Source organism: Actinomadura rudentiformis (assembly GCF_008923185.1).
Taxonomy (GTDB): domain Bacteria; phylum Actinomycetota; class Actinomycetes; order Streptosporangiales; family Streptosporangiaceae; genus Spirillospora; species Spirillospora rudentiformis.
Window position 1 is genome coordinate 301,196 of record NZ_WBMT01000001.1, and the last position, 25,124, is coordinate 326,319.

Genomic DNA, 25,124 nt, shown 5'->3' on the forward strand with positions numbered 1-25,124 from the left:
TCGGACCGCGGCTGACCTGGTCGAACGCTTCCATCACGTTCGTCAACGACTGAACCCTCTCCGTACGCCCTTGACTCCCTTACGCCGTACGATTACCTTACGGCGTACGATAGCCTTACGACGTACGATAGAAGGGAACACACCATGAAAGCCTGGAGCTGGGACCGCTACGGCCCGCCCGACGTGCTGACTCTCAAGAACGTCGACGAACCCGACATCGCCCCGGACGAAGTGCTCGTCCGGGTGCGGGCGGCGTCCGTCAACCCCTACGACTGGCGGCACATGCGAGCCGACCCGAAGCTGGCACGGCTCAGCGCCGGTTTGCGGCGGCCGAAACCAGGACTGATCCTCGGCGCCGACCTCGCCGGCGTCGTCGAGCGGGTGGGCGGCGAGGTGACCGGGCTGAATCCCGGTGACGAGGTCTTCGGGGAAGTCAAGCTGGGCTCGTTCGCCGAGGCTGTCGCCGTCCCGCAGACCAGGCTGGCCGTCAAGCCCGCCCGCCTCACCTTCGAACAGGCGGCGTCGGTGTCGATGGCCGCGCACACCGCGCTGCAAGGGCTGCGGGACGAAGGGAAGATCTCCGCCGGGCAGCGGGTCCTGATCAACGGGGCCTCCGGCGGGATCGGCACGTTCGCCGTCCAGCTCGCCAAGGCGTTCGGGGCCGAAGTCACCGGCGTGTGCAGCACCCGCAACGTCGACCTGGTCCGGTCGCTGGGCGCGGACGACGTCGTCGACTACACCCGCGACGATTTCACCGAACGGCAGGGGCGATACGACCTGCTCATGGACATCGTGGGCGACCGGTCGCTGGCCCGGCTGCGGCGCCCTCTGACCCCCCGCGGGACGCTCGTGATCGTGGGTGGCATCGCCTCGCCCCGCGGTGGCTTGCTCGGCCCGGCGGCGCAGGTGTTCCGCGGGGCCCTGGCCTCTCCCTTCGTCAGCCAGCGCATCGTCACCGTCCGCTGGAAGCCCAACTCCACGGACCTGCGCCTCCTGGCCGAGCTCATGGAGAAGGAGCAGGTCACCCCCGTCATCGACCGGACCTACCCGTTCACCGAGATCCCCGAGGCGCTGCGCTACATCGAACGTGGCCATGCCCGAGGCAAAGTCGCCATCACCCTCTGATCGTCCTGCCGCCCGGGCGCTGATCTGGAGTGAGGCCCAGAGTCGTGCCGCGGTCTTCCTGGCCGTGCTGTCGGCCTCGGACATCTCGCTGGCGTTGCTGGCCGACGCGACCGGCTTCGGTGCACCTACCTGATCGTCGCGACGGTAGACGCGGCGATTGCCGCGGCCGTAGTTGTGCTGGACATGCAGGCGCCGATCCGACTGATTGACAGCATGCTGTCATCATGACAGTATGTTGTCATGAACGTTGTCCATGTCGCCGTCTATGACACCCTCGCCGACTGGGAGGTCGGGCACGCCATCGCCCATATCCGCAGCGAGCTGGGCCAGCGCGACCCCGGCCGCTTCGATGTGAAGACCGTGGCCGAGCGCCTGGATCCCGTCACCACCGTTGGCGGTATGCGGATCCTGCCCGACCTCGTCCTCGACGACCTCGACCCCGGCGGCAGCGCGATGCTGATCCTTCCTGGCGCCTACACCTGGGAGAACGGCAACCACGCTTTCGCCAGCAAGGCGCACGACTTCCTCGCGGCGGGCGTCCCGGTCGCGGCGATCTGCGGAGCGACCGCCGGGCTGGCGCGTGCGGGCCTCCTTGACGACCGCGACCACACCAGCAGCGCGCCGGAGTTCCTGGCCGCGACGGGGTACGCGGGAGCCGCCCGCTATCGCGATGCCCCGGCCGTCACCGACGGGCACCTGATCACGGCGAGCCCGACGGCGCCCGTGGAGTTCGCCCGCGAGATCCTCGACCTGCTCGGGGTGTACGAGCCGGACGTGCTGGACGCCTGGTACCGGCTCTACGGCGACCAGGACGCGGGCGCGTTCGCCGTGCTCGCCGCGGCCGGAGGTCCCCGATGAGCGGCCCGGACGAACACCCCGGTGAGCTGATGGCCCGGACGGCGCTCGCCACGTTCCGTCTCAATGGGCAGTTCCTGGCCCTCGCCGACGAGCTGGCGCGGCCGGCCGGCCTGACCGCGGCCTGGTGGCAGGTGCTCGGCGCTGTCCTGCGCGAGCCGCTGCCGGTCGCCGGGATCGCCCGCGTCATGGGCATCACCCGCCAGTCCGTTCAGCGCATCGCCGACCTGCTCGTCGCCAAGGGGCTGGCCGAGTACCGCCCCAACCCCGCGCACAGCAGGGCCAAGCTGCTCGCTCCGACCCCGGAAGGCCTGGCCGCCGTCGAACGCATCATGCCCGATCAGCGAGCCTTCGCCGCCCGCCTCGCCGACCGGCTCGGAGCCGCTGAGCTAGGACGTGCGCTGGCCGCGATGGAAGAGCTCTCGACGGCATTGGACGACCTCGATGCCGGCAAGGCCCCGGCCTCTGCGGAGGATCCCGATGCGGGCTGATGCCACCGTCACACCGTTCCGCATAGACATCTCCGAGACGGCACTCGTCGACCTGGCCGAACGACTCTCGCGGGCCCCACTCCAGCAACCCGGCCGCGTCAACGAGCTTCTCGACCTGTGGCGGCAAGGCTTCGACTGGCGAGAGTGGGAGGCCAGGCTCAACACCCATCCCCAGTTCACCACCGAGATCGACGGGCAGCGCATCCACTTCCTCCATGTTCGCTCCGCCGAACGCGACACTTTTCCGTTGATCCTCACCCATGGCTGGCCCGGCACGGTCGTGGAGTACCTCGACGTCATCGCACCGCTCACGGCCCAGGGTTTCGACCTGGTGATCCCGTCGATCCCGGGCTTCGCCTTCTCCGGCCCGGCCTCCGGCTGGAACAGGTACCGCACCGCGCGGGCCTGGGCCGAGCTGATGCGGCGCCTCGGCTACGAGTCGTACGGCGCCGTGGGCAACGACGTGGGGGCGACGATCTCGTTGGAACTGGGCAGGGAGGACCCCGAGCATGTCACCGGGATCCACGTCACGCAGATCTTCTCCCTGCCGGCAGATCCGCACGATGCCGGTGACCTCATCGGTGACGACCACGAGCGGCTCGAGCGTTCGACGGCGTTCATCCAGGAGCACGGCGCCTACCTGCGGCTGCACGCCACCCGGCCGGACACTCTCGCGCCCGCGCTGACCGACTCGCCCGTCGGCCTCCTCGGCTGGAACGCCCAGCTCCTGGAGAGCGTCGACCCCGCCTTCGCCCTTGCCAACATCACGATCTACTGGCTCACCGGCACGGGCGCATCCGCGATCCGCTTCTACCACGAGGACGCCCGCGTTTCCCGGCCCGGCGGGCCCACATCACGGCCCGTCGGCCTGGCCGAGTTCACCGGCGACTTCTTCGCCTCGATCCGGCGCTTCGCGCACCGCGACCACACGTCCATCGTGTCCTGGAACACCTACCCGGGCGGCGGCCACTACGCCGCTCACCAGGCTCCCAGCGTGCTCGCGCAGGACATCACCGGATTCTTCCGATCGCTTGCTCATACGGCGACGGCGTAGGTGGCCAGGGTCAGGTAGATGCCGCCGATGGCGTAGCTGTAGCGGCGCGCTGAGCCGGAACGGCGGGACAGCCAGCGGCGGGCCGCGCCACCGGCGACGGCGTAGCCGGCGTCCAGAGCGAAGGCCAGGCCGAAGAACACCGCACCGAGCAGCATCATCTGCGCCCGCGCGCCGGCAGTCCCGGCGTCCGAGGTGACGAACTGCGGCAGGAAGGCCAGGAAGAACAACGCGACCTTCGGGTTCAGAACGTTGACCACCACGCCGTCACGGAAAACGCGGCGCAGCGGGAGTGGGCGCGTTCCGCCGCTGAAGTCCAGCTCGGAAGGCCGCAGCACGGTGCGCACGGCCAGGTAGAGAAGGTATCCGGCGCCGGCGAGTTTCAGGACGTTGAACGCGACAGGGGAGGCCGCGACAAGCGTGGAGACTCCGAGCACCGCGAACGCTATGTGCACCAGCGTGCCGGTCTCGACGCCGAGCGCGGAGACCAGCCCGGCCCGGTATCCCTGACTGGCGCTGCGGGTCATGATGTAGATCCCGTTCGGGCCAGGGATCACGATGAGCGCGATGGACGCTGCGGCGAAGGCGAGGAAGGTGTTCATGTTTTGCCCTGCTCTCCGGGGTCGGCTGCGGCATTACGGCTAGCCTGGCGCCATGGGCGCGAGCGATCCCGGGCCAATCGGGCCGCAGGTGGACCGTTTTCGCGACCCGGGGGAGCTCGCGGAGATCCTGGGCGACTGGATGAGCGGGCCGGGCCCGATGTACCGCAAGCTCGCCCGCGCACTCCAGCGCGCCGTACTCGACGGGTCCCTCGACCCTGGCGAGCGGCTGCCCTCGGAGCGCAGCCTGGCCACCGCCCTGGTGGTCAGCCGGGCGACCGTGGTGACCGCGTACGACGAGCTGCGCGGGCTCGGGATCGTCGACAGCCGGCGCGGCAGCGGCACCCGGGTGGTCAGGCAGCCCGGGCCGTCCCGCCCGGGCGCCGACGGCCGTGTCCCCGGCGGCCAGGCGACCTCGATCTTCCAGCGGCTGATCGACGGCCCCGCCGAGGTGATCTCCCTGCGCCACGCGATGGAGGGCGCGGTGCCCGAGCTCGGGGCGGAGCTGGCTGCGCTGCTGACCGAGGACCTGCCCGGGCTGATGGCGGACGTCGGCTACTACCCGAACGGGCTGCCCGCGCTGCGCGCCGCCGCGGCCCTGCACTTCACCGCCGCCGGGCTGCGCACCGCGCCCGACCAGGTGCTGATCACGACCGGGGTGTCCCAGGTGCTGGCGCTGGCCGCACAGATGTATCTGCGGCGGCGGTCGGTCGTCGTGGTGGAGTCCCCGGGCTGGCCCGGCTGTTTCGACGTGTTCCGGGCGGCGGGGGCACGGCTGGTCGGGGTGCCGCTCGACCAGGACGGCATTCGCGTGGACGGGCTCGCGCAGGCGTTCGCGGAACACCGGCCCGACCTGCTGTACGTCATGCCGACGGTGCACAACCCGACCGGCACGCTCATGTCGGAGGGGCGCCGGCGGCGGGTCGCGGAGCTCGCTGCCGAGCACCGCGTGCCGATCCTGGAGGACAACGCCTACGACATCGGCGACAGGGACACGCCTCCGCCGATCGCCGCGTACGCGCCGCAGAGTGCCGAGGTCCTGTCTGCGGACTCGCTCGCCAAGTCGGTGTGGGGCGGGCTGCGCACCGGCTGGGTGCGCGCCCCGGTCGGCACCATCCAGCGGCTCGCCCGTCACAAGGCGCTGGCCGACCTCGGCAGCCCGGTCCTGGACCAGGCACTCGCCGCCCGCCTGCTGCCGCGACTCCCGGAAATCGCCGCTGCTCGCGGCGCCGTCCTCCGGCAGCGGCTCGACCACCTCACGGCGCTGCTGGGCGAACGGCTGCCCGCATGGCGTTTCCAGAAGCCGGCCGGGGGAGCGGCCCTCTGGATCGAACTGCCCGGATGCGACGCGCGCGGTTTCGCCCAAGTGGCGTTGCGACACGGCGTCGAGGTCGTACCCGGTGCCGCCATGGACCCGACCGGCGCCCATGACAACTACCTGCGGCTGCCGTACACCTTTCCCAGCGACGTGCTGACCGAGGTGGCCGCCCGCCTCGCCGCCGCCTGGGCGGAGCTGACCGGTCCATGATCCGCTTCAGCGAGCGGGTGGTGCGGCCTCCGCGCCTTATGATCTGTAGGCCTGATCAGGGAAGACGTGCAGATGGGAGTTTTCGCATGCCACGTGTCGCGGCTGCCGATCGTGTCGACCGGTCTGCGTTGCTGGAGTTCCTCAAGGTGCGCCATCGGGGGGTGCTGGTCACCGGCAGGGCGGACGGCCGCCCGCAGATGTCGCCGGTGACCTGTGGAGTCGACGGAGAGGGCCGGATCGTGGTGTCCACCTATCCGGAGCGCGCCAAGACGGTCAATGCCCGCCGGGATCCGGCGGTGTCGATCTGTGTGCTGTCTGATGACTGGGACGGCCCGTATGTGCAGGTCGACGGGCAGGCCGAGGTACTGGACATGCCGGAGGCGCTGGAGGGGCTCGTCGAGTACTTTCGCTGCATCTCCGGTGAGCATCCGGACTGGGACGAGTATCGCGAGGCGATGGCCCGCCAGAACAAGTCGCTGATCCGGATCACCATCGAGCGCTGGGGCCCGATCGCCACCGGAGGATTCCCGCCCCAGCTCGCCCAGTCCTGACCCCGCCGAGAGGTGAGGGAGCGTCACCGCTTCGAACCGGCCTGATCGCCCCCGCGATCAGGCCGGTTCTCGTGCCGGCTACCGGCTACCGGCTACCGGCAGCCGAAGCGCACGGTGCGCAGGTAGTCGAAACCCACCTGTGCCGTCTTGAGGGGGTCGGGTTGGGTGTCCCTCTCGACGATGTACTCCAGCACCCCGGCTTCCCGCGAATGAGAGAAGATCCTCCGGAAGTCGATGGTGCCGGTGCCCAGGTCGGTGAACGAGCCGTCCGCCGCCCGGTCCTTGCAATGGAACTGCAGGATGCGACCGCGGTTGCGGCGGATGAGATCGACCGGGTCCTGCCCGCCGGTCACCGCCCAGTAGAGATCCAGTTCGAGATGGACGAGCCTGCGGTCGGTCGCGGTGATGATGTCCCAGGGGCGCTCACCGGTCGGCAACGCCTGGAACTCGTGGGCGTGGTTGTGATAGCCGAATCGCAGGCCCGCGGCGCGCGCGGCCTTACCGGCGGCGTTGAGCCGGCTGGCGTAGTCGCGCCACTCGCCGGCGGTGGCGAACTGGGCGAACGGCGCGACGACGAAGCGGTTGCCGAGCGTCCGGGCGTCGGCCAGGGTCTTCTGCCAGTCGCCGTCGATGCCGACGTGGCTGGAGGTGGCGCTCAGCCCGTACCGGTCCAGAATGGCGCGGAACTCGGCAGGCGTACGGCCGTGCAGCCCGGCCAGCTCCACCTTGCGGTAGCCGATCCGGGCCAGTGCGGCAAGCGTCCCCTCCAGGTCGGCCGCGAGCAGCGAGCGGAGGGTGTAGAGCTGGATGCTGATGCCACCACGCGGCACCCGCCTGTGGCGATGGGGCGCCGTCGTACTCGCGGCGGCGGAGCCTGGCAGCGCGGCGACGCCGAGCCCGGCCGCCGTCGCCGCCACCCCGCCCAGCAGGGTGCGCCGGTTGATCTCGCTCATCGAGTCTCCCCTTTCAGGAGCCGGTGGTGGTGAAGGTGAAGTCGTCGAACTCGAACAACGTCCCGGTGCCGCCCGTGAAGACGAGGTAGAGCTTGCCGCCCTCCCGCGGTGCGCCTGAGACGGTGCCGGTCACGTCGAAGAAGCCCGTTCCGCCACCGGGTACGGCGGCCGAGCCCAGGAGCGTGCCGTCCGGGGACCCGGCGCGCAGTTCGAGCGTGCCGCCGGTGCCGGCGGTCCCTCCGGTGGCCACTCTCGCCGTGAAGGACGAGACGTTGCCGAGCCAGTACGGCTCGAACATGATCCAGTCACCGGCCTGGACGTTGGTCACGACCTGGCCGTGCGCCCCGGTCCGGTTGGCCGTGGTGATCCCGGAGTGGGCCTTGTAGTGCTCGGCCTGCCGGTGCTTGGGCTGGGTGATGTGCACGTCGGTCCCTTGGAGCGGCACGACTCCCTTACGACCGCCGTTGTCGGTGTATTCGGCGGCCCAGACGCCGTAGATGTTCTCCCCGGCGCCGTGGTCGCCGTCGTCCGGCGTCTGCAGGACCCCGGAACACCCCGGCTGCTCGGCGAGCGCGTGCTGGTGGGTGGCGTGGCCCAGCAGGTAGGTGAGCTTGACCTTCGAGCAGTCGACGGGACTGTCTTCGGCGTCCCGCACGACGATCCGGTACGGGACGGCATCGCCGAAGTTGACGAGCTGCCCGTCGCGCGGAAGCTTGAGCGTCACCTGCGGGGCGGTGTTGCCGACGGTGACGACGAGGCTGTCGGTCGCGGTCTTGCCGCTGGCGTCGGTCACCGTGAGCGTGGGCGTGAACTGCCCTCGTTTGGTGTAGGTGTGCCGGGGGTTCGGCGTGGTGGAGGTTGTTCCGTCGCCGAAGTCCCACTTGTAGGTGAGCGCCGTGCCTTCGGGGTCGAAGGTGCCGGCGGAGGAGAAGCGGACCCTCAGTGGCTTGCGGCCGGACGTCCGGTCGGCGGAGACCTTGACCTCGGGGCGGCGTCCGGTGGTGCCGATGTGTTCCATGCGGAACAGCCCGGCGTGGTCGTCGCTGGCGAAGTACTGCTCGCCGTACGTGAGGATGTACAGCGCGCCGTCCGGACCGAACTCCAAGTCCATGATCTTGTAGTTCAGCGGCCACGGGAAGCTTGAGATGGTGCCGGGCGAGCCGTCCGCGTTGATCGCGGCCGTCTTGATCCACCGCCGTTCGAACTCGCCGAGGAACGCCAGCCCGTCGTACTCGGCGGGGAACTTCACCTGTGAGGTCGATGCGGCGTCGTACTGGTAGATCGGCCCCATCATCGGAGACTCGGATTGCGAGCATCCGGTCGGCGGGTTCATGTCGGGGTTGTCGCAGCCGCTGTAGCGGATCCAGGCGGGCACCGGCTTGGGCAACTGGGTGATGCCGGTGTTGTTGGGCGAATCGTTGGCCGGGCCGTTCTGGCAGTCGAACTTCGGCCCTACGGTCCCGGTGGCGAAGTCGTAGTCGCCGTAGGTGTCCTCGGGAGTGTTGTTGCCGGTGCAGTACGGCCAGCCGAAGAAGCCGGGGCCGGTGACCCGGGCGAACTCGACCTGGCCGAGCGGACCGCGCTCGGGAGTGCTGTTGTCGCTCTTGTCGGGTCCGTAGTCCCCGACGAAGACCGCGCCGCTGCGCCGGTCAACGGAGATCTTGAACGGGTTGCGGAAGCCCATCGCGTAGATCTCTGGCTTGGTCTTGGCGGTGCCAGCGGGGAACATGTTGCCTTCGGGCACCGAATAGGTGCCGTCGTCGGCGACCTTGATGCGCAGCAGCTTGCCGCGCAGGTCATTGGAGTTGGCCGACGTCCGCTGCGCGTCGAAGGCAGGGTTGCGTTGCGGCCGTTCGTCGATCGGGGTGTTGCCGGAGGACTGGAAGGGATTGGAGTCGTCGCCGGTCGCCAGCAGCAGGTTTCCGGCGGTGTCGAACTCGATGTCGCCGCCGACGTGACAGCAGATGCCCCGGTCCGCCGGGACCTGCAGGATCTTCTGCTCGCTGGCCATGTCCAGTACGCCGCCGGTGCTGAGCTTGAACCGGGACAGCTGGTTGTAGCCCTTGTACGGCGCGAACGCCGCCTCATCGCCCTCGGTGGGCGCATCGGTCAAAGGGGTGGAGAGCCGGGGGGCGTAGTAGAGGTAGACCCACCGGTTCTGGGTGAAGCCGGGGTCCACGGCCACGCCCTGCAGGCCGTCCTCGTCATGGGTATAGACGGGTAGCTGGGCTGCGATGCTCGTACGGCCGTTGTAGTCGGTCAGCCGGAGCACCCCGTCGCGCGAGGTGTGCAGGACCGAGCCGTCGGGCAAGGGGTCGAAGGCGATCGGCTCGCCTACTTCCGTCGGCCCTTGCGCGAGCGAATAGGGATAGAAGTGCTCGGGGGGAGCCTCGGCGGAGGCGGCGCGGGCGGTGACGGCGACCAGGCCCGCCGAAGCGATCACCAGAGCCACCAGGGCCGCAGCGAGAGGGCGAAGCCGCCGCGGGGTTGACCCTGCGTAGTCGGACATGATGCTGTGTACTCCTCACCGTTGGGGGGCACGGATCGGTCGAGTCGGCATGCGGTCGGGTCAGTCGATTGCGTTGAGCACTCCTTTCGGCGAGTGCGGCGCCCGTGTGGAGCGCCGGGCATCGGGTGGGGTCCGGGGCCAATCCGGACTCCACCGGTGTCGATCTGCTGACGTCGTCAGCGCGCCTCATGGAGAGGGGCCGAACGCATCCATAGGGCCTCCTGGGTGCCTGACGCCGGCGGCATGCGCCAGAGAAGTCAGGCGGCGGCGAAGACGTGATCGCTGTTGAGCCGGGTCGCCCCCATGGGCCCGGCCGTGTCCCCGAGTTCCGACAGCAGGATGTGCAGGTTGCCGGTTGCCGGCGTCGGCGACCGGTGGTGGATGACGGCGCGCGGTCCCCCGGCGCGTGATCGCGGTTCGTGGGCGCCCGGCACATTCAGCGGGAATGACCGGTGCTGGTCCTGGGGACGAGTCCTCATCCGCATCACACGCTTCCCCTTCGGGGGCCTCAGGCCGCAAACGTACCTACTTTTGCCGGGCCTGAGAAGACTTAAGGCCAGAAACGGCAGACTTTCAACACTGGCAAGACAAAGTGGCCAAGTCGCGTGTCCGACGTCGAGCTGGTGTGCATGGACGGTGCATCACGGCGGCTGGGATGTGCCCGGAGGGCGAAACCAGTTGTTGTGCCAGGTCCTGTAGAGGGTTTGCAGGACGTCCACCCACTCTCTTCTGGTCCGGAAGACGGGGTAGGGCTGAGGGCGGATGTCCACCTCTGAGGTCCAGACGATGTCGAACTGCCGGTCCGGGCGGATACGGCCTATGCGCACTCTCCGCCAGAGGTGGCGGTTCTCCTCGTCGACCCAGACCCGGCCGCCCGGGGCGTCCAGGGTCTGATGGCTGATCGTTCTGAGGGTTGCTTCCGGGGCGTCGGTCTCGGCGTCCTCAACGGCCTGGGCCCAGAGACGCACGGCGATGTAGGCATTGTGGATGTGGTCGTCGGTGTGCCTGTGGGCGCCGTAGCGGGCCTTGAAGCGCTGGGTGAACGACTTGTTGGCGGGGGAGTCCTGGCTTTCGAAGTAGGGCCAGGCCGCGTAGCTGCCGGCGACCTCGTCGGGCCGGAGGCTGCGGAGGAGGTCCTCGCCTACGGCGAGGGAGAAGGTCGGGACACGGCGGGGGTCGACGCCGGCGGCGCGGAGTTTCTGGAAGAAGCCGACGATTCCATGCGAGAGAGAATTGATGATGACGTCGGGTTTGACGGCGGCGATCTTCTTGACGGCCGGGCTCGTGTCGTGAACGTCGAGGGGGAGGTACTCCTCGCCGACCACCCGGCCGCCGAGCCGGGCAAGCTGGTCTTTGATGATGGCGTTCTCGGCATGGGCCCACACGTCGTCGGAGCCGACGAGGAAGAAGTCCCGGCCGCGGTTCTCCAGGAACCACCTGACGGCGGGAATCGTCTGCTGGTTCGCCGTTCCCCCGGTGGACACCAGGTGGGGCGACTCCTCCAGCCCCTCGTAGGCGGACGGGTAGAGGAGCAGGGAGCCATACCGTTCGATCACCGGCAGGACCGTCCTGCGGTCGCTCGACGCCGCGCATCCGGCGATGGCGCGGACGCCGTTCTTGATCAGGGACTCGGCCTCGCGGGCGAAGATCGCAGAATCGGACTGGCCGTCGGCGATGACCGGCTCGATCCTGCGGCCCAGGACGCCTCCCGCGGCGTTGATCTCCTCGATGGCCAGGATCTCGGCGTCGACCAGCCGCTTCTCGCTGAAGGCGTGCGGGCCCGTGAGCGAATGGAGGATGCCGAGCCGGATGGGACGTTCCTCCGCGTCCTGGTGGCAGGCCGCGGGGCTCAGCAGCAGGAACGCGGCGAGAACGGCGATCCGTGGCCGCATTCAGACCCCGTGGACGGTGTAGCCGGCCTCTTTGAGCAGAAGGCCGACCTCCTGGTTGGCCCGGATCATCGCCTCCCTGGTGCTGAGCTCGCCGTAGAGCGCCTTGGCGATCCAGGTGCCGAGCACCTCGATCACGTCGAAGCTTTCGGGGATCTGCGGACGGAACGCCGGAAAGGCGGTGTCCACGACCTGCCGCAGAATTCTGTAGTAGGGAAATCGCCGGGCCAGTTCCTGGTTGTCCAGGACCGAGTAGCGGGTGGGGAATCCGCCGGCGGAGGCGAACCGGGTGCCGACCTGGGGGCTGGTGAACCACACCATGAAGTCCCAAGCGAGGTCCTTGTTCCTGGCATGCCGGTTGATGGCTATCTCCCAGCCGCCGACCGGCGTGTTCAGCGTGACCCCCTTCTTGTGGAGGATCGGCTGCACGCCGAAATCGTCGCCCACGACCGAGAGCTTCGGGTCCAGCAGCGGTGAGATATCGAAGTTCCACGTGCTCATCAGCGCGGCCCGGCCCCGGGCGAAGGCGTCGAATCGCGCATCCCAGGCGACGTTCATCCGTTCGGGGGGCTGGTACTTCAGCAGTTTCTTGAAGAGGTCGACGACGGCGATGCTCTGCGGCGAGGTGAACTGCGGTGTCATGTCCGCGTAGTAGTCGGGGGAGCCCGGGTACTCGCTGGCGAAGGGCTTGCCACCCATGTTGTAGATGTACTCGAAATAGGCCTGCCCGACCGCGGTGCCCGTCTGGTTGTTCATGACCACGCCGTAGGCGCCGTCGACTCTCTCCGTCACGGCCCGGGCCACCCGGACGAGGTCGTCATAGTCGCGGGGCGGCTTGACGCCCGCGCGGCGCAACAAGGCGTTGTTGTAGATGTTGAAAACGAAGACGGGTGTGTAAGGGAGCCCGGTGATGTCGTTCTCCCAAACGGCCCCACTGCTCATGACCTTGAAGAAGTCGCGATGGTCGATGAGCTCCTTCGGGGTCTTGGCGAGGTAGGCGTTGAGGGGCTCGACGTACTTGGCGGCGGCGAACTTTCCGACCCAGGGCATGTCGATGACGAAGATGTCCTGCGAGGACGACTTGCTGCTGCCGAGAAATGTCTCCAGAAGGTACGTCGTCTGGTAGGGGTGCAGTTCCATCTTCACCTTGGCGCCGGTCAGCCGCTCGAAGTCGGGAACGAGCCGTCCGGCGACGCGGTTGTCGTCCCAGCTGATCACACGGAGCGTCTTCCCCTTCCACTTGTCGCGCAGCCCGGCGACGAACGTCCGCCAGGCCTTGGCCTGTTCGGAGGCGGGAACGACGTGGGTGAGGCCCAGGGGGATGGGCTGGCCGGCGGTGGGCCGCTCCTTGGGGCCGTGGCAACCGGCCAGCACCACCAAGGCCGTCGCCAAGGCCACCCGCCGCGTGACGATCGTCCCCCTGGTCATGTTTCGAGTTCTCATGTTTCGAGCTGCCGCAGGTTGTCGAGGACGGCCTGGAACATCTCCGGAGGGATCGGCAGGTTCTCGTCGAACGGGCTCTCCAGCGCCCCGATCAGGACCAGGGCGAGCGTCAGCATGCCCGCGAGCGTCATCGCCAGGAACCGATGCAGGTCATGGCTCTTGGCGTCGAACAGGCACAGCGTGATCAGTGTGATCATGCCGCCGACGTACAGCATCACCCACATCAGCGGGGACACGCTCTGCTGGGAGTCGTTGAGCCGTTGCCGCCGGTTGTCGCCCAGTTCGTTGAGCCGGCTGACCGAGCGCTCGTACAGGGGGCTGCCGCGCTCCTTGGCCTCCATGTCGGTGTAGACCGTCCACAGCTCGACCAGAGCGGCCTGGGCCCGCGTGCTCGATGCGCCGCGCGCCATCATCGGCCACTCCTCGTGGACTCCCAGACGAAGGTACGTGCGTGCCGCGTCCTGCACCTGCCGCTGGGAGTCGACGGGCAATGCGCGGGCCATGCGGTCGAGATCGGCGATCGCGTTCGCCTCGCGTCCCACCGTCGCCTCCGTGTCGGTGTACTGCTGCCACACCACGACGATGACGAAGCCCAGCACCAGCGCGTAGACCGCACCGACCGTGGCGAACGACCCGCTGATCAGGTCGTTGTCGCTGGAGCTGCGCCGTTCGGGCGGATAGAGCCGGCGCACCGTGGACAACGCCAGGTTCGCGCCGGCCATCGCGATCGCGATCTGGAGCACCGCGCTGATCCACAGCGGGATCGGGTCGAACAGCTGCAGTGCGATGTAGACGGCGGCGAGCCCGGCGAACATCACAAGCTGGGCGATCACGATCGGGTGCCTGGGTGGCCGCTCACTCCTCCGCTCGCCCATCCCAGGAGCTCGCGTCTCTACCACAGATCTATACTAAAAGTGGTGGATTGATTACACAAGGTAACAATGCCCTGACCTAGCCTGTAAGTCGGGCACAAACATAAGCGTTTGTAAGAGGTCCTCAAAAGAATCATCATTGGACGTCGCTCTGAACCGGGATGGAGGCTGGCAGCGTCATGGCGATCTTTAAAGGCTTACGTCTCCTGCCTGCTCCAATACGAGCGAGGCCGCAGCGGACACCGGATGCCAGCGCAGGGAGATTCACGTGAGACGTCATGCACTTCGGCTGCTCGCAGCCACCACCGCCGTAGCCGTCGTGCCGCTGTGGGCGGTGCCGTCTGCGCAGGCGGCCGGCGCTGTGCCGGGCATGCCAGAGCGGCTGCCTGGGAAGGGAACGGGGGGCGGCAAGACCCCTACCGCTGTGGGGACAGGGGGCGCTGCGTCCACCGTCGATCAGGTGGCGACACAGGCGGCCATCGACGTGTTGCGCCGTGGTGGCAACGCGGTTGACGCGGCGGTGGCCGCGGCGGCCGTACTGGGCGTCACCGAGCCGTTCTCGTGCGGCATCGGCGGCGGTGGCTTCATGGTCATCCGCACGCCGAAGGGCAAGGTGACGACGATCGACGGGCGCGAGAAGGCTCCGGCCGCCATGCACCCGAAGTCGTTCTTCGAGGGCGACAAGGCCCTGTCCTTCCAGGACGCGCGCTGGAGCGGCCTGTCGGCAGGGGTGCCGGGCACGGTGCGGATGTGGGACGAGGCGCTGGATCGCTACGGCACGACGTCGTTGCGCAAGGCGCTCGATCCGGCCATCAAGGTGGCGCGCAAGGGATTCGTGGTCGACCAGACGTTCGCCGACCAGACCGCGCCGAACGTCGACTTCTTCGACGACGTGCCGTCCACCGCCAAGATCTACCTCGATCCCGACGGCACTCCGCTTGACGTCGGCAGTATCTCGCGCAACCCCGACATGGCGCGCACGTACCAGCTCATCGCGCGCCACGGCACCAAGGCGTTCTACAAGGGGCCGATCGCCAAGGCGATGGCCAAGGCCGCCCAGAAACCACCGATCGCCGCGAACGCCAACCATCGCTGGCGTCCGGGTCTGATGACCGAGCGGGACATCGCGGCCTACAAGGTGGCCCGGCGCGCGCCGACGCGCATCGGCTACCGCGGCCTGGACATCTGGGGCATGGCGCCACCGTCGAGCGGCGGTTCGACCGTCGGTGAAGCCCTGAACATCCTGGAGGGCTACCGCCCGCTCGGCGCGAGCCGCACGCAGAGTCTGCACCGTTTCATCGAGGCGTCCCGCTACGCGTTCGCGGACCGCAACGCCTACCTGGCGGACCCGGCGTACTACGACGTGCCGTTGAAGGGCCTGCTGTCGGACTCGTTCGCGGCCGAGCGCCGCGCGCTCATCACCGACAAGGCGGCGACCTCGCCTGTCGCGCCAGGTGACCCGCGCGACGACGACAACGTTCCGGCCCCCGGAGCGGTGACCGCGGGCGACCAGGGTGAGTCCACCACACACCTGACCGTCGCCGACAAGAACGGCATGGTGGTCTCCTACACGTTCACGATCGAGTCCACCGGAGGCAACGGGATCGTCGTCCCCGGCTGGGGCTTCCTGCTCAACAACGAGCTGACGGACTTCAACTTCGACGACCCGAAGCACCCCAACGCCCCGGACGGCGGCAAACGGCCGCGCAGCTCGATGTCACCGACCATCGTGACCAAGAACGGAAAGCCGTTCCTGGCGGCCGGCTCGCCCGGCGGCTCGACGATCATCACCACCGTGCTGCAGGTCCTGCTCGAACGGCTCGACCTCGGCCGGTCGCTCCCGCAGGCGATCGCGTCCCCGCGTGCGACGCAGCGCAACACGGCCACCACCCTGGCCGAGCCTGAGTTCCTCGCCACCGAGGCACCGGCCCTGAGGTCCCTCCACGGTCACACGTTCGGCACGACCTCGGAGATCGGGTCGGTGACCGGGATCGAGCTGCTCGGCAACGGGCGCTTCCTGGCGGCCGCGGAGCCCGTCCGGCGTGGTGGCGGCAGCGCGATGGTGGTCAGGCCGGAGCGCGACTGACAGCTCGGCTGCCGCTGCTGCCGCAGGGCGCTGGTTTCCGGGCGGCGCCGCAAGTCTGAGATCATGTCGCACAGCGACTATCAGGCGATACGGCGCCGCCTGGCCGGGTGACGATGCGATGCCCGGGGGCGGCGGACTCACGCGGGAGAGGGTTATGGACGTCGAGCGGACATCGTTGCCGGGGATCGGGCTGCGCCATGTGTTCACCACCGGCCGGGGCCGTCAGCTCGGCGTGGTCTCGCATCACACCGGCCGCCGCGACTTGGTGATCTACGACAAGGATGATCCCGACAGCTGTGTGGTGTCGGTGCAGTTGTCCGGTGAGGAGGCCAACGGGCTGGCCGAGCTGCTGGGCAGTGATCGCGTGGTGGAGCGGCTGGCCGAGCTGCACCGGCAGGTGGATGGGCTGGTGACCGAGCAGATTCCGGTCGCCGCCGGATCCCCGTATGCGGGACGGCCGCTGGCCGACACGCAGGCACGGACCCGCACCGGCGCGTCGATCGTGGCCGTCGTTCGCCGTGGCGAAGTGATCGCCAGCCCGCGCCCGGACTTCGTGTTCGCCGCCGACGATGTCGTGGTGGCCGTGGGCACCGGCGAGGGCACCGCCGCCGTGGCCGACATCTTCTCCAGCGGGTGACGCCGGCATGCATGGTGCGATCCAACTGATCGAACTCGGCGCCATCATCCTGGTCCTGGGCCTGCTGGGCGCGGCGGCACAGCGGTTCTCCATTTCGGCGATCCCGCTGTATCTGGTCGCCGGGCTGGCATTCGGATCTGGCGGGATCCTGCCGCTGGGCGCCAGCGAGGACTTCGTCGCCATCGGCGCCGAGGTCGGCGTGATCCTGCTGCTGTTCACCCTCGGCCTCGAATACACGGCCGCCGAACTGGTCGGCACGCTGCGCACCTCGGCCCCGGCCGGGCTGGCGGATCTGCTGCTGAACGCCACCCCCGGAGTGCTTGCGGCGTTCCTGTTGGGATGGGGGCCGGTGGCCGCCGTCGCGCTCGGCGGCATCACCTACGTCACCTCGTCCGGCATCACCGCCAAGGTGATGGGGGACCTGGGCTGGCTGGGCAACCGGGAGACCCCGGCGGTGTTGTCGATCCTGGTGTTCGAAGACCTGGCGATGGCCGCCTACCTGCCCATCCTCACCGCCGTGCTGGCCGGGGCCTCGCTGGCTTCCGGCGCGACCACGCTCGGCATCGCCGCCGCCACCATCACCCTCATCCTGTTCATCGCGCTCAAGCATGGGCGGCTGGTGGAACGGTTCGTCTCCAGCCCCACCGACGAGGTCCTGCTGTTGAAGGTGCTGGGCCTGACCCTGCTGGTCGCGGGGCTGGCGCAGCAGTTGCAGGTCTCCGCCGCGGTCGGAGCGTTCCTGGTAGGCATCGCCCTGTCCGGTCCGCTCGCACACACCGCCCGCGAGTTGCTGGCGCCGCTGCGGGACCTGTTCGCGGCGGTGTTCTTCGTTTTCTTCGGCCTGCACACCGATCCGGCCGACCTGCCCCCGGTCCTGGGCGTGGCCACGCTGCTCGCCCTGACCGGAGTCGCCACCAAGCTGGGCACCGGTTGGCTGGCCGCCCGCCGTGCCGGAGTCGCCACCGCCGGACGGATCCGGGCCGGCGCCGCGCTGGTTCCCCGTGGCGAGTTCAACATCGTCATCGCCGGACTGGCGGTCACCGCCGGCATCAACCCACGGCTGGGCCCGCTGGCCGCCGCCTACGTGCTGATTCTGGCCATCGCTGGGCCGCTGCTGGCCCGCACCGCCGAACCTCTGGCCCACACTCTGCGCACCGCGCGGAGGCGCCGTGCCGCACGGCAGACCGGGCTCCAGCCGGAGCCCGACCCTCGCGGCGCTTCAAGGATCAGCCCGCCACGCGACGCGGGCGAGGGTGAAACCGGGAATGAGGACCGGCCGATGGACGACCTGCCCGGTAAAGGCGCTCACCGCAGATGACCCACGCGGCGTCTCCACCGCGTACCTCGGCGACGACATCGATGGGGCGGTCGGATGTCCCGTAGATCCGCTGGTGGCCCATCCCGGCGCCGCGCGGCTCGACGGGGACCCGCTCGGCCGCGCAGTAGCGCACCGTCGCAAGGGCCGTCGGCGGTCTCGCCTACCCTCACATGCAGCTTGGCGTTAAACGTTCGCGGCCGGGTCACAGCAGCCCCACCGCCCGGTCCACGGCACCGGCCACATCGTCGTCGGCGGGGTAGAGCAGGGACCGGCCCACCACCAGTCCGCGCACGATCGGCTGCGCCAAGGCCTCCTTCCAGGAGGCGAAGGCCGCGTCGGCGTCCCGGACCTCGCCGCCGAGCAGCAGGACGGGCAGCGTCGTGGCCGCCAGCACGCGCTCCATCTCGGCCACGACGGGCAGCTTGAGCCAGGTGCGGGCGGAGGTCGTGCCCAGCCCGGAGGCGATCGCGACCGACTTGATCACCGCGTCCGGTGACAGGTCGTTGCGCAGCCGGCCGTCCTCCCAGACCGACAGGAACGGCTCGACCATGGCCATCAGCCGCCGTTCGGCCAGCGCGTCCACCGCACGCGCCGAGCTCTCCAGGATCGACGGCGTCGCGGGGTCCTCCAGGGCGATCCGGGTCAGCATCTTGCCCCCGTCGAACCCCATGGCCGCGATGCCGTCGGCGGTGCAGCCGGTGAACCGGTCGTCGATCTCGAAACCGGAACCGGCCAGGCCGCCGCGGTTCATCGAGCCGAACACGGTCTTGCCGTCCAGCACGCCGAGCAGCAGCAGGTCTTCCAGGATGTCGGCGGTGCCCAGCACGCCGGTGACGCCCGGGCGGGCCAGCGCGACGCACAGCCGCTCCAGCAGCTCGCCACGGTCGGCCATCGCGGTCGGATCCCCTCCGGCCGCCAGGGCGCCGCGCGCCGGATGGTCCGCCGCGATGATCATCGCGCGGCCGCCGTCGCCGAGCGGGGACGCCGCCTTCACCCGGCGGGCCGCAGCCCGCCCGATCGCGCCGGGGTCGTGCGCCCTGGTCTCGATGATCTCTCGCAGCCGGTCACGCATCGTTCACCTCACGAAGTCGAGTCAGGGCCTGCTCACCGGCGACATGCGCCCCTGCGGCGTTGTCGAACGAGATCGTCCGCCGTAGGTCCCAGACGGCCAGCAAACCGTGGCACACCGCGCCGCCGAACGCGTCGCCCGCCCCCAGCCCGTTGACCACCTCCACCGGAACGGGCGGAACCTCCACCCCCTCGCCGTGGCCGACATCGTGCGGGGTGCCGCCCCCCACGGCCGTCGCGATCGCGCCGAGGTCCAGGTCGCTCGGCTCGATGTCCAGGTCAGGGGCCTTGGGTGACCGGTAGAAGTACAGCAGGAAGTCGTCCGGGGGGAAGATCTCGCAGAAGATCAGCGGCGTCTGCAGCCCTTCTGACACTCCCACGAACCTGTCATCCACGCCGGCACGCACCATCGTCAGGACGTCGAACGCCCTGGCGTCCTCGGACGGTGATGGTTCATGTCTGTGCACGGCAGCCTCCCCAGGTATTCTGACCTGCGAGTCTGGCATTCCACAGCGACCTGGTGGGGGCATCTACCCGGAGGCCGAACGGCGCGGCTATGACGTCCTGCTGTCGGCCATCGGGCCGGGGGCCGAGCGCAAGGCCGTGGAGGCGTTGCCCAGCCAACGTTTGCGAGGCGCTGATCCTGCTGGGCCCGAACGCCTCGACGACGCCGTCCGCGTCATCCCGGAGCCCACACCGACGAGGCCGGGATCGACGCGGGGCGGATGATGCTCGCCGGGGACAGGATGCCCACCGCCGTGCTCGCCGGCACCACCGGCCCGCCCCGCCCCGTCCACTGACCACGTCCGTACACCCCGGGTGCTCCGGGGCGCCGCATGTCAGCTTCATGGGTGCGGGGCGGGGCACCGGCAGGGGAGTCAGGCGCAGGGCAGCAGGACGCCCGCGCTCGTGGTGCCGCTCAGGCGGTATCGCTTGGAAGGCGAGTTCCCCTTGCAGGCGTAGCCGGCGCTGCCGACGCCGGTGGCGACGGTCTTCCACAGGCCGGTGGCCGGGTCCTTCTGCTGGATGCCGACCGTAAGCAGAATGACGCCTCCGCCTTCGCAGATACGGAACTTGTCCGCCGCGACATGGGTGCCGGTGAATTCCATCTCGGCATACAGTTCCGTGCACTTGTCGGCATGCGCGGCGGGGGCGGAAAGCGCGAACGCTCCGCCCAGCGGCAGCGCGGCCGAGACGCCGATGGCAGCGACACGGGTCAGCTTGGTGGCGAATTGGCGGGTCAGGGATTGAAACATGAGAGAGCCTTTCACGCAGACGTGGGAATTTGACCTGCTGCAGTCTGTGCGCCCATACCGAGGCCCGACATCGGTGGTGACTACTGAGATAAGAAACGCGGACTCCACCGAGCCCGGCGGAGTGCTTTGACGAGCGGCGATGAGTTTTCGCGCTGGCTCTGGTCTGTGCAGGTACGTACCGCGTCACAGAGCGAAGGAGCCGGCATGTCCACCGACCGCACCTACGACGTCGTCGCCGTCCGGGAGTTCGCCGTGCCCATCGAGGAGGTCTGGCGTGCCTGGAGTGATCCCGGCCACGTCCAGCAGTGGTGGGGCCCGACGGGGTTCACCGGTATACGTGCCGACCTGGACTTCCAGGTCGGCGGCACCTCGTTGGTCGGTATGCGCGCGCCGGCCGAGTTCGGCGGCCAGGACCTGTACAACACCTGGACCTACCACAGGATCGAACGGCCGAAGCTGATCGAGTTCGACCTGCGGTTCACTGACGGCGAGGGCGCCACGATCGACTCGCCTCCAGGCGTTCCCTCCGCCGTACGGCACGTCGTCACCTTCGCCGCCGTCCACGACGCCCTGACGTCGATGACGATCACCGAGTACGGATACGCGGGCGAACACGCCCGGGACCTGTCCAAGGCGGGGCTCGACCAGTGTCTGGACAAGATGGAGACGCTGCTGCTCAAGACGGACTGAGACGCGTTGACATCCGTCAGCTCGGACGGGATCGCGTGTTCGCAAGTGAGTGCCCCTCGCGGCTGTCTGCGTTCAAAGTGATGACGACTTTGCCGAACGCCCTGCCCGAGGCGTAGTAGCGGTAGGCGCCAGGGGCATCGTCGAACGAGAACACCCGGTCGATGACCGGCTTGAGCCGGTTGACCTCGACGGCGCGGTTCATCGCGATGAACTGCGCTCGGCTGCCGAATCGACGACGCGGTCGGCGCCCCGGCCGGTCACCTCCAGGACCTTGCCGGGCCAGTCGGGTGTGGCCCGGTAGTCGATGACCTCGTCGGCGCCGAGTTCGGCCAGGCGTTGCGCCTTCTCCGGACCGCTCGTTGTGGCGATCACCCGGGCGACGAGCGCCTTGGCGAACTGCAGCGCCAGCAGCGACACCCCGCCCGAGCCCTGGGTGACCACGGTCTGCCATGGCCGCAGTCCGCTGCCGTCGCCGGTCAGGGCGTTCCAGGCGGTGACCGCCGGGGCCACGCGAACGCCTGCTGGACGCGGCCCAGGAACTGACCTATCGCCACGGCGTGGGCGTCGATGCACTGCTCAAAGCCGCGAACGTGGCCCGGCGGTCGCTGTACGAGCACTTCGGCGGCAAGGACGGACTGATCGCCGAAGTGCTGCGCCGCAGCACCGCCGAAGACGAGGCCGACTACCGGCAGACCATGGACGCCGCAGGCGATGACCCACGCGACCGCCTGCTGGCCCTCTTCGAGAGGCTCGCCGAGGTCATCGGCAAGCCGGATTTCCGCGGCTGTCGCTATCTGGCCGCCGACTTCACCTTGACCGACCCCGACCATCCGGGGCACGCCATCACCCGCCACTACCGCGAGCGTGTCCACCAGCTCCTCGAAGACGAACTCCGCAGGCTCGACCACCCGCAGCCCGTCCACGCCGCCGACCAACACCAGCTCCTCATCGACGGCACCTTGGCAGCCGGAGCGACCCGTCCCGACACACACCCGGCGGCCTCCGCCCGCGAACTCGCCGAACACATCCTCAACACCCAGCCCCGTTGACGCGCCTGCCTGCCCGGCAAGGCCGTGCTAGGAGGCGAAGGCCTCGTCAAGATGGGCGTAGGCGCGCATCCGGATGACCTGACCGTCGCGGACGGTGTACACGTCGGCCACGGCGACGGCGGCCGGCCCGACACGGCGACCACCGTTGGGAAGCTCATCGGGCTCGATCCATTCCACCTCAGGATGCAGGCCGGCGATCCCGAATTGATGTCGCCCTCAGCGAAAGCCACATAAGCCTTGAGTACGAGAGCGACATCGGGGTCGGAAGGATCGGCGGGACGGCGTGGTGCTCATAGGCCTTCCTCCATGAGGGGCGACCTCAGCTTCTCATCGATCATGCACGCAACGGCGACGCTGGCCGACGGGGAGCGAGTTCCTGCTAGACAGATGACGGGAGAAGTACCCTGTGTCGGTGTTCTCGGCTCAAGGTCCATCTCTGCGTGAACTGGCGATCCAGGCGTTGTCGTCAGTTGAGCGGGGCTATGACCTGCTCGCTCCGAAGTTCGACCACACGCCTTTTCGCACTCCCGAGAGCATTCTCGGCGCCACCGCCGATGCCCTGCGTCCGCTCGGGCCGTTCGGCCAGGGCCTGGATGTGTGCTGCGGCACCGGCGCGGGCATGCGGGTGCTCAAAACCCTGTGCCAGGGACGGAGCACGGGCGTCGACTTCAGCGCCGGCATGCTCGCGCAGGCGCGCAGCGCGCACCCGGATGCCCAGTGGGTCCGGGCCGACGTCCGGGCGCTGCCCTTCGTCGAGGCTTTCGACCTCGCGGTCAGCTTCGGAGCGCTCGGACACTTCTTGCCCGCCGAACGGCCTGCGCTCTTCACCGGTGTGCACCGCGCGCTGCGGCCAGGCGGGCTGTTCGCCTTCCCGATCGCCGCGCCGCCGCCGATCGCGTCGGGCACGTACTGGGCGCTGCTCGGATTCGACATGGCCATGCGGGTCCGCAATGCCGTGTGGCGTCCCCCGTTCGTCATGTACTACCGCACCTGCTCGCTGCACGCGGTCCGCGACGAGCTGACAGCAGCCGGATTCACCGTGACGACAGCCCCCTTGACGGCCCTGGGCCGACGCAAGGACGGCAGTCCGCGGGCCCGGCTCGTCCTAGCGCGCAAAGCCCAGACTCCCTGACCGCGCCGCTTATTCTGAGACCATGCCGGACGAGGAGAATCGGCCCGCGCGGGTCGAGGACGTGCACGAGCTTGCTCTGGCAATGCCCCATGTCACCGTTTACCCCGGGACCGGCGACAATCCGATCTACCAGGTGGGTGGGAAGTCGTTCATCTTCTTCCGCAACCCGCGGCCGGACGCGGTCGATCTCGAGACCGGCGAACGCTATCAGGATGTGATCGTTTTCTGGGTCGCGTCCGAAGAGGACAAGCAGGCGCTGGTGCAGGACGAGGCGTCGCCGTTCTTCACCACCGCGCATTTCAACGGCCACCTGTCCGTACTGCTGCGGGCCAGCCGTATCGGTGAGATCACCCGGGACGAACTGGCCGAGATAGTCCAGGACGCGTGGTTGTCACGCGCGTCAGCCCGCCGGGCTGCAGCCTGGCTCAACGCTCACCCCCCAACATGATCATCGTCTCGCCGCGTGCTTCATGCAGCGGCGGGTGCTCTGGGTTCTCCTCCTGTCAGGAGAGGCGGATGGCGGCGGCGCCCCGGTAGGTGCCCGCGAGAAGTGAGCTGGCTGGCTACTCCGCCGCGCGGCATCGGACATGCAATCTGTCCTTACATTCAGCGCCGGTGACGACTCACCTGCCTGACTATGCGGAGACGCGAACACCCCTTGCTCTCGCTGAGCCTGCGCTTCCCGATAAAGAGACGCCCACAACTTCAGCGGTTTCCGCAAAGCGCGGACGACTGGACGATCCCACACTGATGCCCCGTCCCGTCGGTCGCCAAAGCGCTAACGGGCTGCGGCATTCGCCCCCATGGAAGGGAAAGCCCGCCGGTGAAGAAATCGCTCAAGCTGATTCCCGCGATAGCGGCCCTGGTCGCCGGAATCATGGTCAACCCCGCGACCTCCCACGCAGTCGCCAACCCTTACCAGCGAGGGCCGGCACCCACGGAGGCCAGCGTCACCGCCAAGCTGGGTCCGTTCGCCATCGCCAGCAAGAAGGTCGGCGCGTTCAGCCATCCGGGCATCCGGGAGGGCACCGTCTACTACCCGACCGACACCAGCCAGGGCACATTCGGCGCGATCGCCGTCGCACCGGGCTTCGTCTCACCCGAGGCCCTGGTGTCCTGGTACGGGCCGCGGCTCGCTTCCCAGGGCTTCGTGGTCATGACCCTGGAGATCACCACCGGGTTCGACCTGCCCGAGGCCAGAGCGGCCCAGCTGCTCTCCGCGCTCGACTTCATGAAGAAGGACAACACGATCAAGAACCGGATCGATCCCAACCGTCTCGCGGTGATGGGCTGGTCCATGGGCGGCGGCGGCACCCTGCGCGCCGCGCAGCAGTCCGCGAGCCTCAAGGCCGCGATCCCGCTCGCTCCCTGGGACCTCGGCATGGACTGGAGCAACGTCCGCGTCCCGACCATGATCATTGGCGGCGACAACGACTTCGTCGCCAGCCCCGGCTTCCACGCCGAACCGTTCTACACGCAGCTCGCGGACGAAAAGGCCTACCTGGAGCTGGAGAACGCCGGACACTTCACCTTCACCAGCGACAACAACACGATCGCCAAGTACGCCATCTCCTGGATGAAGCGCTGGGTCGACGAGGACACCCGCTACACCCAGTTCCTGTGCCCGCCGCCCCCCGCGCCCAGCCCGACGATCCAGAAATACCGCCAGACCTGCCCCTACTGAGCCCACGCTGGTGGGAAGCCGGCCCGCCGGGAGCGACCCGCTCCCGGCGGGCCGACGGGAACCGGGTCTCCGAGCACTGGATCTCCGAGCACTGGATCTCCGAGCACTGGCGCGGGTGATCTTCAAGAGCGGGAATCCCCGAAGATCATTGAGTCGGCTCGACAGCTGTTGTGATCGTCTGGCCGCCCTCGCGTTGAAATGATCTTTCGAAATTGGTCCAGCGAGAGGAGCCGCGGATGCGTGTACGGAAGGTCCAAGAAGAAGTGTGTTGACGCGGGGCAGGAGTACGTGCGCGAGAACTACAACGCGTACAAGTGCACCGAGCGGCCGTTCGACTG

The 25,124-nt window shown here is 68.8% G+C and carries 27 protein-coding genes; 14 read left to right on the forward strand and 13 right to left on the reverse strand.

The genetic code is table 11. From position 1 onward, the window contains the following. The first annotated feature begins 144 nt into the window (after positions 1–144). The 4 genes from F8566_RS01490 to F8566_RS01505 all read left to right on the forward strand — a co-directional run bounded on the left by F8566_RS01490 (position 145) and on the right by F8566_RS01505 (position 3,525). Positions 145–1,125 carry an NAD(P)-dependent alcohol dehydrogenase gene (locus tag F8566_RS01490; protein WP_151557154.1) on the forward strand — a complete coding sequence of 327 codons (981 nt, stop codon included), beginning with the start codon at positions 145–147 and terminating at the stop codon, positions 1,123–1,125. 240 nt (positions 1,126–1,365) lie between these two features. Continuing rightward, positions 1,366–1,983, forward strand: coding sequence for a DJ-1/PfpI family protein (locus F8566_RS01495; protein ID WP_151557156.1), 618 nt, complete (start codon positions 1,366–1,368; stop codon positions 1,981–1,983). Then, positions 1,980–2,471 carry a MarR family winged helix-turn-helix transcriptional regulator gene (locus F8566_RS01500; RefSeq protein ID WP_151557158.1) on the forward strand — a complete coding sequence of 164 codons (492 nt, stop codon included), beginning with the start codon at positions 1,980–1,982 and terminating at the stop codon, positions 2,469–2,471. Before F8566_RS01495 ends, F8566_RS01500 begins: the two co-directional genes overlap by 4 nt. Further along, positions 2,461–3,525 carry an epoxide hydrolase family protein gene (locus F8566_RS01505; RefSeq protein WP_151557160.1) on the forward strand — a complete coding sequence of 355 codons (1,065 nt, stop codon included), beginning with the start codon at positions 2,461–2,463 and terminating at the stop codon, positions 3,523–3,525. Before F8566_RS01500 ends, F8566_RS01505 begins: the two co-directional genes overlap by 11 nt. Here F8566_RS01505 and F8566_RS01510 read toward each other — a convergent pair. Continuing rightward, positions 3,507–4,124 carry a LysE family translocator gene (locus F8566_RS01510; protein ID WP_151557162.1) on the reverse strand — a complete coding sequence of 206 codons (618 nt, stop codon included), beginning with the start codon at positions 4,122–4,124 and terminating at the stop codon, positions 3,507–3,509. The two genes, F8566_RS01505 and F8566_RS01510, sit on opposite strands and share 19 nt — an antisense overlap. 52 nt (positions 4,125–4,176) lie before the next feature. Between F8566_RS01510 and F8566_RS01515 the strand changes: the two genes are divergently transcribed. Together F8566_RS01515 and F8566_RS01520 are read left to right on the forward strand one after the other, a co-directional pair. Further along, entirely contained in the window at positions 4,177–5,649 is a 1,473-nt protein-coding gene (locus F8566_RS01515) for an aminotransferase-like domain-containing protein (RefSeq protein ID WP_225992759.1), read from the forward strand. 86 nt (positions 5,650–5,735) lie between these two features. Next, complete coding sequence (locus tag F8566_RS01520; RefSeq protein ID WP_151557164.1) at positions 5,736–6,200, forward strand: PPOX class F420-dependent oxidoreductase; 465 nt, start codon at positions 5,736–5,738, stop codon at positions 6,198–6,200. 92 nt (positions 6,201–6,292) lie between these two features. Here F8566_RS01520 and F8566_RS01525 read toward each other — a convergent pair whose 3' ends face one another. The 6 genes from F8566_RS01525 to F8566_RS01550 form a co-directional block, all read right to left on the reverse strand. Continuing rightward, entirely contained in the window at positions 6,293–7,153 is an 861-nt protein-coding gene (locus tag F8566_RS01525; RefSeq protein WP_151557166.1) for a sugar phosphate isomerase/epimerase family protein, read from the reverse strand. Between the two features lie 13 nt (positions 7,154–7,166). Next, positions 7,167–9,662 (reverse strand): PQQ-dependent sugar dehydrogenase, encoded by a 2,496-nt coding sequence (locus F8566_RS01530; protein WP_151557168.1) that lies wholly within the window; start codon positions 9,660–9,662, stop codon positions 7,167–7,169. Positions 9,663–9,919: 257 nt separating this feature from the next. Then, entirely contained in the window at positions 9,920–10,141 is a 222-nt protein-coding gene (locus F8566_RS49590) for a hypothetical protein (RefSeq protein WP_192809454.1), read from the reverse strand. Between the two features lie 162 nt (positions 10,142–10,303). After that, the gene (locus F8566_RS01540) at positions 10,304–11,554 is read right to left on the reverse strand and encodes an urea ABC transporter substrate-binding protein (protein WP_151557170.1); all 1,251 of its coding nucleotides are present in this window, start codon (positions 11,552–11,554) and stop codon (positions 10,304–10,306) included. Then, positions 11,555–12,979: an extracellular solute-binding protein gene (locus tag F8566_RS01545; protein WP_192809455.1), complete on the reverse strand. Its 1,425-nt coding sequence runs from the start codon at positions 12,977–12,979 to the stop codon at positions 11,555–11,557. Positions 12,980–12,990: 11 nt separating this feature from the next. Then, positions 12,991–13,827, reverse strand: a complete 837-nt coding sequence (locus tag F8566_RS01550) for a bestrophin-like domain (protein WP_192809456.1) — start codon at positions 13,825–13,827, stop codon at positions 12,991–12,993. A gap of 499 nt (positions 13,828–14,326) precedes the next feature. Between F8566_RS01550 and ggt the strand changes: the two genes are divergently transcribed. The 3 genes from ggt to F8566_RS01565 all read left to right on the forward strand — a co-directional run bounded on the left by ggt (position 14,327) and on the right by F8566_RS01565 (position 17,907). Next, positions 14,327–15,952: a gamma-glutamyltransferase gene (gene ggt / locus F8566_RS01555; protein WP_264159277.1), complete on the forward strand. Its 1,626-nt coding sequence runs from the start codon at positions 14,327–14,329 to the stop codon at positions 15,950–15,952. A 154-nt stretch (positions 15,953–16,106) separates the two neighbouring features. After that, a complete protein-coding gene (locus F8566_RS01560) occupies positions 16,107–16,589 on the forward strand; it encodes a cation:proton antiporter regulatory subunit (RefSeq protein WP_151557176.1) in 483 nt (160 codons plus the stop codon). Between the two features lie 7 nt (positions 16,590–16,596). Next, on the forward strand, positions 16,597–17,907 hold the full coding sequence (locus tag F8566_RS01565) for a cation:proton antiporter (RefSeq protein WP_151557178.1): 1,311 nt from the start codon (positions 16,597–16,599) through the stop codon (positions 17,905–17,907). A 202-nt stretch (positions 17,908–18,109) separates the two neighbouring features. On the opposite strand, the gene F8566_RS01575 is transcribed toward F8566_RS01565, so the two are convergent. The 3 genes from F8566_RS01575 to F8566_RS01590 form a co-directional block, all read right to left on the reverse strand. Beyond that, positions 18,110–18,979: a Cgl0159 family (beta/alpha)8-fold protein gene (locus F8566_RS01575; protein WP_151557182.1), complete on the reverse strand. Its 870-nt coding sequence runs from the start codon at positions 18,977–18,979 to the stop codon at positions 18,110–18,112. Further along, complete coding sequence (locus F8566_RS01580; protein WP_449690782.1) at positions 18,972–19,442, reverse strand: PfkB family carbohydrate kinase; 471 nt, start codon at positions 19,440–19,442, stop codon at positions 18,972–18,974. The genes F8566_RS01575 and F8566_RS01580 overlap by 8 nt, the downstream gene beginning before the upstream one ends. A 411-nt stretch (positions 19,443–19,853) precedes the next feature. Beyond that, positions 19,854–20,231: a hypothetical protein gene (locus F8566_RS01590; RefSeq protein WP_151557186.1), complete on the reverse strand. Its 378-nt coding sequence runs from the start codon at positions 20,229–20,231 to the stop codon at positions 19,854–19,856. 204 nt (positions 20,232–20,435) lie between these two features. Between F8566_RS01590 and F8566_RS01595 the strand changes: the two genes are divergently transcribed. Beyond that, positions 20,436–20,921: an SRPBCC family protein gene (locus tag F8566_RS01595; protein ID WP_151557188.1), complete on the forward strand. Its 486-nt coding sequence runs from the start codon at positions 20,436–20,438 to the stop codon at positions 20,919–20,921. Positions 20,922–20,937: 16 nt separating this feature from the next. On the opposite strand, the gene F8566_RS50790 is transcribed toward F8566_RS01595, so the two are convergent. Continuing rightward, the gene (locus F8566_RS50790) at positions 20,938–21,204 is read right to left on the reverse strand and encodes a zinc-binding dehydrogenase (RefSeq protein ID WP_318836385.1); all 267 of its coding nucleotides are present in this window, start codon (positions 21,202–21,204) and stop codon (positions 20,938–20,940) included. Next, positions 21,120–21,431: a zinc-binding dehydrogenase gene (locus F8566_RS50795; protein WP_225992761.1), complete on the reverse strand. Its 312-nt coding sequence runs from the start codon at positions 21,429–21,431 to the stop codon at positions 21,120–21,122. Before F8566_RS50795 ends, F8566_RS50790 begins: the two co-directional genes overlap by 85 nt. Positions 21,432–21,442: 11 nt before the next feature. Here F8566_RS50795 and F8566_RS01605 point away from each other — a divergent pair, with 11 nt between their 5' ends. Next, entirely contained in the window at positions 21,443–21,970 is a 528-nt protein-coding gene (locus F8566_RS01605) for a TetR/AcrR family transcriptional regulator (protein ID WP_225992838.1), read from the forward strand. 27 nt (positions 21,971–21,997) lie between these two features. On the opposite strand, the gene F8566_RS49595 is transcribed toward F8566_RS01605, so the two are convergent. Next, the gene (locus F8566_RS49595) at positions 21,998–22,147 is read right to left on the reverse strand and encodes a hypothetical protein (RefSeq protein WP_192809457.1); all 150 of its coding nucleotides are present in this window, start codon (positions 22,145–22,147) and stop codon (positions 21,998–22,000) included. Positions 22,148–22,382: 235 nt separating this feature from the next. Here F8566_RS49595 and F8566_RS01610 point away from each other — a divergent pair, with 235 nt between their 5' ends. From F8566_RS01610 to F8566_RS01620, 3 genes are all read left to right on the forward strand, one after another. Further along, the gene (locus tag F8566_RS01610) at positions 22,383–23,102 is read left to right on the forward strand and encodes a class I SAM-dependent methyltransferase (RefSeq protein WP_151557192.1); all 720 of its coding nucleotides are present in this window, start codon (positions 22,383–22,385) and stop codon (positions 23,100–23,102) included. A 22-nt stretch (positions 23,103–23,124) separates the two neighbouring features. Further along, positions 23,125–23,550 carry an MmcQ/YjbR family DNA-binding protein gene (locus F8566_RS01615; protein WP_151557194.1) on the forward strand — a complete coding sequence of 142 codons (426 nt, stop codon included), beginning with the start codon at positions 23,125–23,127 and terminating at the stop codon, positions 23,548–23,550. A gap of 375 nt (positions 23,551–23,925) precedes the next feature. Further along, complete coding sequence (locus tag F8566_RS01620; protein ID WP_225992762.1) at positions 23,926–24,786, forward strand: alpha/beta hydrolase family protein; 861 nt, start codon at positions 23,926–23,928, stop codon at positions 24,784–24,786. Positions 24,787–25,124 lie beyond the last annotated feature (338 nt).